The sequence below is a fragment of the Streptococcus sp. 4155 genome (assembly GCF_013276695.1).
GTDB classification, from domain to species: domain Bacteria; phylum Bacillota; class Bacilli; order Lactobacillales; family Streptococcaceae; genus Streptococcus; species Streptococcus pseudopneumoniae.
In genome coordinates, this window is record NZ_VMLM01000046.1 from 1 (window position 1) to 10881 (window position 10881).

Here is a 10881-nt window from a genome sequence, read left to right on the forward strand (position 1 = left end):
GAGGGGAGAAAGTCTATGAAAAGATTAGCGGACGTCGTTTTGAGCGAACTTCAATTGTTGCAGGACAAGTAGACGGAGAGTTTATAGCTCCCATGATTTACAAGAACAGCAGGACAAGCGATTTCTTTGTGGAGTGGTTCAAAACGCAACTCCTGCCTGCTTTGAAGACACCTCATGTTATTATCATGGACAATGCTAGTTTTGATCCCAAGAACATTTTGGATGAACTCTGCATCCAAGATAAACACTTTTTCTTACCTCTACCGCCATATTCACCGGATTTGAATCCTATTGAGCAAGCTTGGGCTATCTTGAAAAAGAAAGTAACAGATTTATTAAGGGAAGTCCCAACTATTTTTGAATGTTTGGAACGCTTTTTAAAAACTAAATGACTATAAAACTTTTTTCCCAGATTTTTGTTTACTACTAAAGTTCACAATGGGTCTAATTTTTAAAATACTCTTGTTTAATTTTTGTAAGCAGATTGTTAGTAAAAGAGAATAACCCTGCTAAATTTCTGATCTACTTTATTCTATAGTAAAATGAAATAAAAATAGGACAAATCAATCAGGACAATCAAATCAATTTCTAGTAATGTTTTAGAAGTCCAGATGTACTATTCTAGTTTCAATCTACTATATATTATTCACTGACTAAAAAAGAAAACCTACCTTCTCAGTAGATTTTCTCTGTTTAAAATTTATTTCCAAGCGCCACTGGCATCTACATAGTAACCATCAGGTGTATAGGTGTTGTGAAGCATCTTACCAGTTGAAGCAAGGTAGTACCAAGATCCACTATCTTTTACCCATCCTGTTACCATAGAACCTGAGTTGTTTAGATAATACCAAGATCCACTATCTTTGATCCAACCTGTCGCCATAGAACCTGAGTCCTTTAGGTAATACCAAGAGTTATTATCATATAGCCAATTGCTAGCAATCATAGCTCCTGATGATTTAAAGGCATACCAGTTGCCACCCTGATAGAGCCAAGTTTGATTGAACATGACTCCTTTATCATTCATAAAGTACCAAGTTCCCTTGTCCTTAACCCAAGCATTTTTAACTAATTGACCTTGTTTTTGATAGTACCACTTTTCACTGTAATTCTTTTTTAGCCAGCTTTCTGCTTTTAGAATCGGATAAAGTATTTTGAAGGCTCCTCCCCCTCTGTAGGAATGACTGATAACTCCTGGTTTTTGAAGTTTCAATTCTACATAGTCGTCTTCCCAAGCAAACACTTTTTGACCATTGAGAGTCTCTGGTAAGGTAGCAGTGTAGGTCTTAGTTTGATAGTCCCATTTTGCATCAAGGTAGGTGTGTTGATCATTTGATTCGTCAATACGGAAGTAACCACTCTTTCCGCCATCATTATATACATCATCTACTACTTTAGTGGACCAGGTCTTTACTTCATTTCCGCTCTTGGCTTCTACCTTGATATCTCCTCTATAGCCATAAGGTACATAGAAATTCAGGTAACGCCCCTCTGTACCGACCATAGATTTGTCCTTTTCTTGACCTAGGAAATTGATAGTCTGATCTTGACCATTGAGACTAACCGTCCACTCGATTTTCTCAGTTTTTGGCAAATCCAAGACTTTGATATCCACTTCATGGCCATTGTTAAATCGAAGAATTTTGCCATCTTGATACTTAACCCCACCCTTAATAACCCATTCTTCTTCCAACTCAAAGGCTTGACCTGAATGAGGGAAAGCTAATAAAGCTAGACCTGCTAGAGATAAACCAAATAGTGTGATTTTTTTTGATACTTTCATTTTCTTAACTCCTTATTTTTGGAATAAAACAAATTGACTGTTTTTAGGATAAACTGATACATGTTGCTCTTCGTGAATTTGTGATGCAGCTTCAAGGACTAGAGGATAAGAGTATTGATACAGTTCCTCTAAAGTAATTTTTCCGTTAGTATTGGTGTCTGCCATAGGCGAAATCATTCTATTTTGAAGTGAATCCCAACCTGTACCCATTGCCCAGTATCTGGTGGCAAGACTACCTACTCCGACTACACTATACGATTCTTCGCCTTTCCAAGAGGCACATAGTACGAGGAATTTAGAATCAAGCATTTCACCATTCTTGCTTGCTACATCTCCTGTTGAAAATCCTGCCAAAAATGCTTGTTCATCAAATTTTTCTTCAGACTTGGAGGCAACCTTTTTGTCTGACTTACCTACATCTATAATTGTTCCTGAATAGCAACAATCCAGCATAACCACAAACTTACCTTTATATTGTTTCAGTATAGATGCCAATTCCCAGCCTGAAAATGTCTGACCATCGCTACCAAGATAGATTCTTCCGTCTCTTCCTCCATGACAAGTAAGGTAAAGATAGTTCACATCGCTTTCGATAGAAGATTTGAAAAGCTCTTGCGTTTTTGCAATAATCTCGGACTTAGTTTTATCTGGGAAACGAACAACTTTACTAAAGTTTTGGTTACCAAAAACCTTTTCCATAGCATTAACGTCTTCGATAGGTACTGCTCTCGTTGATGTTTCACCAAGAACTAAAGCACGGCGATTAATCGTTTGTCTTGCTCCACTACTAGCAAAGAAATAAGTATCATCTCCAATATTGTGCCAACCTGTCTGCATAGCACCGCTGGCAGCCAAATAATATTGTTTTCCTTCGATAGTCTGTAGGCCAGTTTGCATGACACCGCTAGTATTTAAATAGTACCAACTACCAGAAATCAAACACCATCCTGTTTTCATAGCACCACTAGTATCTAGATAATACCAATTTCCATATTCATTAAACCAACCTGTTTTCATCCAACCTTCACTATCAAAATAGTACCAGGTTTCATTGATCTTTTCCCACCCGTTTTTAGTGTAAGAACCGTCAGAGTGTTTATACCACCAACGGCTATTCGATTGAATCCAACTGCCATTAGAGTGACTATAAGACTTGGGAGAGATAGATTCTTGAGCAGAAACTGGACTATTTACTGGTAGTGTTGCCACTAGGCTCAGTAAAGCAACTGATGACAATAAAATTTTTTTCATAATCATATTGTCCTTTCTGTTTTATTTTTGTATAATCATATCACAAATAAAAAAACAGGTTTTATTTTTTGCAGAAATGGAAGAGGAATACTATGGAAAATTTTGGAGCAGTTTTAAAGGATATCCGTATTTCAAAAAATTTTCGTCTTAAAGATTTGGCTTGTGATAAGATTAGTGAGTCAACTATTTCTCGTTTCGAAAATGGGATTACAAAATTATCTATTGATCATTTTTACATATTGTTAAATCGCCTGGGGATATCATTTTCGGAATTTGAAGAATTAGTTCATTGCTATTATTCCAAAAAAGAATGCTTTTTTGAAGAATTAGAACATGCTGTAAACTCTTCAGATATCATTTTGTTACAAGAACTAATAAAGAAAATAGAGCTAAAACAAAAGCAGGAAAGAAGTTTATGCAATTTTCACATAAAATTGATTGCTGAACAACAGATTAATCGCCTTGTAAATCTTCCTTATAATACATCTAAATGCAATGAGATAATAAAGTATTTGCTTTCGGTAGATACTTGGATGGAGTATGAACTGAAAATTTTTTATAATTCGGTGTTTTTTATGAACACTAAAACCATAAGCTTATTATATAGAGCGGTAATCAAGAAAACACGACATTTTTTAAAAACAAATATGGGAACACATAGAGTAATTCCTTTATATTTATTTAATTTAGAATTATTATTAAAAAATAATTTGTTAAATAACGCTCAATTTTTTATAGATGATTTAGAAAATTTACTGACCAGACAAGGATATTATTTTGAAAAGAATTATTTACTCTTCCTAAAAGGTATTTATCTTATAAAAACTAATCAAATAGAGTTAGGTAAAAAAGAATGTTCTAAAGCTATGAGAATATTTAAGGAATATAATGATAGTGATACAATAAATGAATTAAACCAGAAATTTAAGCTAGATCTAACAATTTAATTGTTAAATGATATTGTTTAGAGATATAATTCCTAAAAAATTAGACAAATAATTTATCTATAAGATTTGGTTCTGTATTACACTGAGCTAAGTCTTTCTTAGTTTTAATACATTTGTTATTATATAGGCTTTTATTGATTATTTCTTGTTTTAATTCAGGGGAATAGTAACGATTCTTCCCATTTTTAACACTCTCTATTCCATAACGATCAATTCATCTTGTCACATACCTTAGCCCGAAACATCTACACAAAATCTTTTTGAAAGCTGATTAAAGATTTGTACTTGCTTTCTAAGTTCATAGATCTGAACCTTAACCTCATTTGTCAATCCCATAATAAAAATAAGGACATTCCAATTGAACTGCACCCCAAAAGTTAGACAGAAAAAATCTAACTTTTGGGGTGCAGTTCATATATAGGCGCTATTTTTTCTTGAACAAGCGGATGTAGTCCTGTTTGCTATGAATAATATCTGATACAAAGACAGCTTTTCTGTCCTCTAAAATATGATAGAATGCTAGGTAATCTCCTAAAATGATGCATCGAGTTTTGTGGGGTGGGTATATAATCCCTCCTACTCTTTCGTCAGCATCAAATCCTGCTTCTGGGAAGACTTCAAGACGCTCCAAACCATAAAGAACATTCTTAACTGTGTTTGCTCCTGCCTGTTCTGAAAAGTAGTTAGCTGAGATATAATCTTTAATACCTCTTAGCTGTTCTTGTACCGTTTCGGAGATAATGATGCTATATGCCTTCTCGTTAAATTCCAAGGTTAGCCCTCACTTCATCAAGACTGTAAGTTCTTCCATGTTCTAAATCCTCAAAGCTACGAGCAATTTCAGCACGCAACCTTGATAGAAGTTCTTCTCTTTCTTTATCTACTTGAGTTTCAAATGGCAAGGCTTTATTTTCTACAATGTGTTCTAAAAACAAGTTAAAACTGGCTGTCATATCAAGATTTTGCGCTGTGATAATAGCTTTAGCTTTCTCTAACAAGTCTCTGTTAGTCTTAAAATTTACCTGTGTGTTTTTTTCTAAAACATTCATGGTAGCACCTCCTTTAGACTATTATATCACTTTGGACTATATCGGTCTAGTTATGTCTCAACGATTATAGCTGGATACTAAGAGAAATCAAAAAAGCACTCTAGGATAGAGGCCTAAAGTGCTTAGTTTCAAGGCTTTACAGCCTATCATATTTAATAAAATATTACAACATCTTGTTGTAGAATTCAACGACAAGTGCTTCGTTGATTTCTGGGTTGATTTCGTCGCGTTCTGGCAAGCGAGTCAATGAACCTTCCAATTTTTCAGCGTCGAATGATACGAATGCTGGACGTCCAAGAGTAGCTTCTACTGCTTCAAGGATTGCTGGAACTTTCAATGATTTTTCACGAACTGAGATCACTTGACCTGGAGTTACGCGGTATGATGGGATATCAACGCGTTTCCCGTCAACAAGGATGTGACCGTGGTTTACGAACTGACGAGCTTGACGACGAGTAGTCGCAAGACCAAGACGGTAAACAACGTTATCTAAACGACGTTCCAAAAGAAGCATAAAGTTGAAACCTAGGATCCCGCCTTTGATTTTTGTAGCTTGTACGAACAAGTTACGGAATTGTTTTTCACCTACACCGTAAGTGAAACGAAGTTTTTGTTTTTCAGCCAATTGCAAACCGTATTCTGACAATTTAGAACGGTTGTTTGGTCCGTGTTGTCCTGGTACGTAGTTACGACGTGCCAATTCTTTACCTGTACCTGTAAGTGAAAGGCCAAGGCGACGAGATTGTTTCCAAGATGGTCCTGTATAACGTGACATGTGAATGTCCTCCTGATATAAATAATATTTCGGTGGAAATAGTCACTTAGAAAGCCCTGATTCGTGCAGATGCCCTTCGCCTAAACAGCCAAGGTTACTTATCATAAGACACCTGTTGACGAGCTTCATGCTTTCCTGCTGATATTTCACACAAAATCTATTTTACCATGAATAGCTGGATTTGTAAAGGGGTTTTAGGCTTTATTTTCACTACCAGAGAGATTGAGAAGGAGGGTAAAGGTACTTCCTAGACCGTACTGGCTGCTGACTGTGATTTCCCCACCCAATTGATGAGCCAATTCACGCGCAATCGCAAGACCAAGACCATGCCCACCTGTTTTCATGTTACGCGAAGTTTCGACACGATAAAGGCGTTTGAAAATATTCTCCAAATCCTCTGGGGCAATGCCCTGCCCCTCATCGGTCACACTGATTGAAAGCTGGTTCTTCTCCAGCTTAGCCACCACTTCCAGCTTGGTTCCTGGAGCAGAGTATTTAAAAGCGTTATTGAGCAGATTCACCAAGATACGAGAAAGCTTAGCATAATCTCCTTCAGTCCGGGCAGACTCTGGGATTACCTGCAAGTGGACATCTCTTCTCTCCTGCTCAATCAAAAACTGAAATTCACTCATGCACTCAATCAAGAGCTGATCCAGAAAAATGCTGTCTTTGCTGGTCGTTTCCACCTGATTTCTAGCTGTGTTTAGGGTCAAAAAATTCAACTCCTCAACCAGTTTATTGAGTCTTTCCGTCTGGCGTCCAATGGTTGCTAGATAATGGTCCTGTTCTCCTTCCTTGATAACCCCATCCAAAATCCCTTCTACCGTCGCTTGGATTGAAGTGATAGGAGTCTTGATATCATGCGACAACTGGGCAATCATCAAGCCCTTTTCTCGTTCGCTTTCTTCCAAGGAATCAAAGCTTGCCTGCAAATCATGGGACATTTCATTAAAAGCTTGGCCTAATTGTTGAAATTCTAAAGGGCCTTGAACCTCCAAATTTGAAGGAAAATCCTTGTCCGCTACCCGCCTGGCATGCTCCTTGAGTTTGCCCAACGACGTAAAGACCGGCGATAGGAGAAAGAGACTAATCCCAGCACCGACAAGGCTGGCAACGATGGTCATCCCAAGCAAAAAGTAAATCTCGCCTTTCGCAATCAGCATTTTTTGAACAGCCCAAAAAACAACCAAAATGGTTAAGAGGGTTGAAATAATATATCCAACCAAAATATAACTTTTTAGTTTCATGTTTGTCCTCTCGGTTTCTCTATCTTATATCCCAACCCCCAAACTGTCTTAATAGTGGGCGTTTGGTCACTACTATATTTTGCCAACTCCTGTCGAAGAGCATGGATATGCACATTCAAGGTATTGGTGTCATCCACATAGTCTTCTTGCCAGACTTTTTCATAGAGGTCTGTCTTGGAGAAAACTCTCTCTGGATTGCTAGCTAAAATCCACAGCAATTCAAATGATTTAACAGTTAAATCCAGCATTTCTTCTCCTATTTGAACTTCATGACTACTATGATTCATTTTTAGATTGCCAAGGGAAATCAGCTCTGTTTCGCCCCCACGATGAAGGCGGCGCAAAATATTATGGACACGCAAAACCAGCTCACGTGGGCTAAAAGGCTTAGCAATAAAATCATCTGCTCCCAAGCTCAGGCCGTAAATCTTGTCCTGTTCACTGGTCTTAGCAGTAATAAATAGGAAAGGTTGCTCTGGTGATAAGTATTGAACCTCACTGATTAAATCATAACCATCCATCCGAGGCATCATGACATCTGTGATAATCAAATCAATCGGTTTTTTCTTGAACAGCTCTAGCGCTTCCAGTCCATCATGGGCTACCAAGACCTGATAACCTGCCTGAATTAAGTATCTCTGATGAATATCGGTGATTTCTACCTCGTCGTCAACGAGTAAAATTGTCTTTCCCATCTGTCTCTCCTTTGATAAAAACAGTGCTATACTGCTTTAAGTATAACACTATTTTTATTGTTTTACGATGATTTTAATCTGCTATTGAAAGAAAGTCCTGATTGCTGATTGAGTTGGTAAACTAGCCTTAGTCAGCCCACTATCCATCATTTATTTCCTTAGCTGATTAGTTTTCTTCTTTTTTGTTTTTCAAACCTAGACCACCGAGTAAACCTACAAGCGCAAGCCCAAGGAAACCAATACTTGCCATTGATGTTTGAGCTTCACCAGTATTTGGTAGCATAGCTTTATCATCTGACATCATCTTGTCTGACATCATCGTATCAGACATCTTGTTAGCAGAAGCAGCCATATTTTCACCTGCCATCGTATTGGTAGAGCTTGTCATGGTGTCAGCAGGCATGCTATCTGTAGTACTTGGAGCTGGAGTCTCAGTCTTCATACCTGATTTTTCCATTTGGTCATTTGCTGGCATTGCTTTATCAGTCTCTTTGGCTGGTGCCATCATGTCCTTATGGTCAGCAGCTGTTTGATGAGTCGCACCTGTAGCAGGATTGTGATTCATCGGAGTCACGCCAGAACCAGAGTTAGAAGATGAGAATGAAGCATTTGCTGTGTCTGATGTTTCTTTAACATTTATCTTAATAGTAACTTTTTTAGTTGCTACGACATTTGTCAAATCTGCTTTACCATCTTTGTTACCATAGACATTGACTGTAGCGCTGTAGGTTTTAGTGCCGTTTGCTCGGAACTGGTCGATGAGTTCTTGTTTTTCTTTGCCAGCCACGTTTCCGTCCAAGGCTACTTGATAGAAGTATTGACCTTTGGTCTTCACGTTTTCGCCTAGTGGAGATAGGGCTGGGTTTTTAGCGTCGCCGTTATCTGACCATGGAGCCTTGTCAGATGCCTTAAGCAAGAGACGAGTCAACATGCCATCACCTGCGAAGAGTTCGTATGGAATCACATGGTTAACACCAGCTGTGAATGGACCGTCACCCTTGGCTTGTTCTAGGTAGGCTGCTGGAACATCGATACTGTCTTTGATGTTGTTTTTAACTGCAGATTTGACATCGCTTCTTGTTACAAGACCGTTCAAGGTAATATTGACTTTACGTTCCTTGACAACCTTATTCAAATTTGGTTTATCACCGGCTGCTTCATAGACAGTCAGGGTAGCTTCATAGGTATTTGTACCATTAGTACGAAGTGTATCTAATAAATCCTGATCTTGCTTACCTGTAGTGTTACCATTCAAAGATACTTGATAGTAATACTTGCCATCAGGTAAATTTTTCACTGGTGGAATTTTTTCATTTTTATCCTTACCATTATCTGACCATGGAGCCTTGTCAGATGCTTTGAGCAAGAGACGAGTCAACATACCATCTCCTGCGAAAAGTTCATATTTAAGCGGTTTGTTTACACCAGCCAAGAAAGGACCGGAAGCTTTGGCTTGTTCTAGATAGCCCGCTGGGACATCGATACTGTCTTTAACATCCTCATCGACAGCTTTTTTAATATCTTCTGGACTTGCTTGTTTCCCATCCACATCAGCTGTATCTACAGCTTCTTTTAAGACATCTGCTAGCTCTGAATTTTCTTGAGCTTCTTCACCTTTTTCAAAAAGTGTATCCAGACGAGAAGGGCTTGTCTCCTCGCTCACTTCAGTTACTTCTGTAGGTGTAGAAAGTGAGTTCGTATTTCCAGCAACGACCTCAGGTTTCGCTTGAGCAAGAACAGTATCTCCCTGAGTTTCTGCTAAGTCACCCTCTTTCGTTCCCGATGTCTCTTCAGGTACAACTTGAGCAGGGGTCGGATTGACCCCATCGGCACGTACAGAACTTGGCTGACCAACTAGGACAAAGAAGCCACTAGCCACAACAACTGAGGCAACACCGACACTGAGACGGCGAATAGACCAACGAGTATATCTTTGATTTGGATTGAATTTCATAGGGTTCTCCTTAGAGTTTTTCTTTATTTGATGACTCTAGTATAATATCCTAAAATTAAAAAGGACTAAGAAAAAGTTAAAATTTTTCTTAAATCCCTCTTATAAAATACTTATATCAATTAAATCCATAAACAGATTTGGTGATTTGATAGACGACATTGGACAGTTTGCGAGCTGGCAAGACTGAATGTTTGGTCAAACGGCTAAGCATGGTCTTACGGATAGCCTGAAAAACCTCTGGATTTTCCTGCTGAATATAGGTCCACAGCTCCCGTTTTTTTGCCAAATGCTCTGCTGTACCTGCTCGATTGAGCAGGGCACTGGAAATCACCGTCGTAATCTCGATATGATTCAGCAGATATTCTCGCATTTTGGGGTGGCTCACTTGGGATAAATCAAGCTGGTCTACCAAGAGTCGATTGACTTTAAGTTGCTGGTCAATGCGCTTAATCATCACTTGCTCATTGACAGACTGGTCCTCACGCCCAATCAAATAACGATAGAAATCGACAGGCAGATAGTACATGGTCTTGACCTGCTGAAGAGGGGTAAAGACAAAGAGATTATCGACATAAAAAGTATGCTCAGGCAGTTGGAACTGGCTAGCACGCAACAAATCTGTCCGATAAATCAGCGAGTGCATCATGATATACTGGCCTTTGGAGAAATTTCCGACCTGGTCCCAGCCAAAAATCTGCCGAACAGGCAAGACTGACTCGTAGCTCATACTCTTCTTACGAGACTGACCTTCCTTTTCGTAAACAAAATTAGTCACAAAGGCGTCAACCTCTTGACCCTTACTCTCAAGTTCCTGCAAGGTTTCAAGAGTTTTCAAGTAGGCACGAGGATCCACCCAGTCATCACTGTCAACTACTTTAAAATAGCGCCCAGAAGCCTCTACCAAGCCACGATTGACCGCACCGCCATGGCCCTTATTTTCCTGATAAATGGCTCTAACGATGTTAGGATACTTGTCGGCTAAACGCTCAGCGATTTCCTGAGTCTGGTCCTGAGACCCATCATTGATAATCAAAATCTCAACTTGCTCACCACCAATCACTAGCGACTCCACACAGTAATGAAGATAGGCTGCAGCATTATAGCTAGGAATGGCGATAGACAATAACTTCATAATCTACTCCTTTAGGGGACTGATTTTTCTTACTCAATGAAAATCAAA

General features: G+C 38.7%; 9 protein-coding genes and 4 pseudogenes. 2 read left to right on the plus strand and 11 right to left on the minus strand.

The genetic code is table 11. The features are described 5' to 3' along the window. Positions 1-392: pseudogene (locus HT715_RS06090) on the plus strand (IS630 family transposase); the annotation flags it as partial. Between the two features lie 308 nt (positions 393-700). Here the strand turns inward: HT715_RS06090 and HT715_RS06095 are convergent. Together HT715_RS06095 and HT715_RS06100 are read right to left on the minus strand one after the other, a co-directional pair. Further along, positions 701-1783 carry an N-acetylmuramoyl-L-alanine amidase family protein gene (locus HT715_RS06095; protein WP_000868697.1) on the minus strand — a complete coding sequence of 361 codons (1083 nt, stop codon included), beginning with the start codon at positions 1781-1783 and terminating at the stop codon, positions 701-703. A gap of 12 nt (positions 1784-1795) precedes the next feature. Further along, the gene (locus HT715_RS06100) at positions 1796-3034 is read right to left on the minus strand and encodes a caspase family protein (protein ID WP_000722389.1); all 1239 of its coding nucleotides are present in this window, start codon (positions 3032-3034) and stop codon (positions 1796-1798) included. 92 nt (positions 3035-3126) lie between these two features. Between HT715_RS06100 and HT715_RS06105 the strand changes: the two genes are divergently transcribed. Then, complete coding sequence (locus tag HT715_RS06105) at positions 3127-3981, plus strand: Rgg/GadR/MutR family transcriptional regulator (protein ID WP_000427006.1); 855 nt, start codon at positions 3127-3129, stop codon at positions 3979-3981. 124 nt (positions 3982-4105) lie between these two features. Here the strand turns inward: HT715_RS06105 and HT715_RS11915 are convergent. The 9 genes and pseudogenes from HT715_RS11915 to HT715_RS06140 form a co-directional block, all read right to left on the minus strand. Then, positions 4106-4317, minus strand: a pseudogene (locus HT715_RS11915) (IS3 family transposase); the annotation flags it as partial. An 88-nt stretch (positions 4318-4405) separates the two neighbouring features. Next, positions 4406-4753, minus strand: a complete 348-nt coding sequence (locus HT715_RS06110; protein WP_000395510.1) for a type II toxin-antitoxin system RelE/ParE family toxin — start codon at positions 4751-4753, stop codon at positions 4406-4408. Next, positions 4743-5030: a type II toxin-antitoxin system RelB/DinJ family antitoxin gene (locus tag HT715_RS06115; RefSeq protein ID WP_001101480.1), complete on the minus strand. Its 288-nt coding sequence runs from the start codon at positions 5028-5030 to the stop codon at positions 4743-4745. Before HT715_RS06115 ends, HT715_RS06110 begins: the two co-directional genes overlap by 11 nt. Positions 5031-5193: 163 nt before the next feature. Further along, positions 5194-5805, minus strand: coding sequence for a 30S ribosomal protein S4 (gene rpsD / locus HT715_RS06120; RefSeq protein ID WP_000092760.1), 612 nt, complete (start codon positions 5803-5805; stop codon positions 5194-5196). Positions 5806-5999: 194 nt separating this feature from the next. After that, positions 6000-7052, minus strand: a complete 1053-nt coding sequence (locus HT715_RS06125) for a HAMP domain-containing sensor histidine kinase (protein ID WP_000769775.1) — start codon at positions 7050-7052, stop codon at positions 6000-6002. Then, entirely contained in the window at positions 7049-7747 is a 699-nt protein-coding gene (locus tag HT715_RS06130; protein ID WP_000520643.1) for a response regulator transcription factor, read from the minus strand. The genes HT715_RS06125 and HT715_RS06130 overlap by 4 nt, the downstream gene beginning before the upstream one ends. Positions 7748-7913: 166 nt before the next feature. Continuing rightward, positions 7914-8162, minus strand: a pseudogene (locus tag HT715_RS12445) (LPXTG cell wall anchor domain-containing protein); the annotation flags it as partial. 126 nt (positions 8163-8288) lie between these two features. Beyond that, positions 8289-9701: pseudogene (locus HT715_RS06135) on the minus strand (PavB family fibronectin-binding SSURE repeat adhesin); the annotation flags it as partial. Positions 9702-9816: 115 nt separating this feature from the next. Beyond that, on the minus strand, positions 9817-10833 hold the full coding sequence (locus HT715_RS06140; protein ID WP_000771879.1) for a glycosyltransferase family 2 protein: 1017 nt from the start codon (positions 10831-10833) through the stop codon (positions 9817-9819). Positions 10834-10881 lie beyond the last annotated feature (48 nt).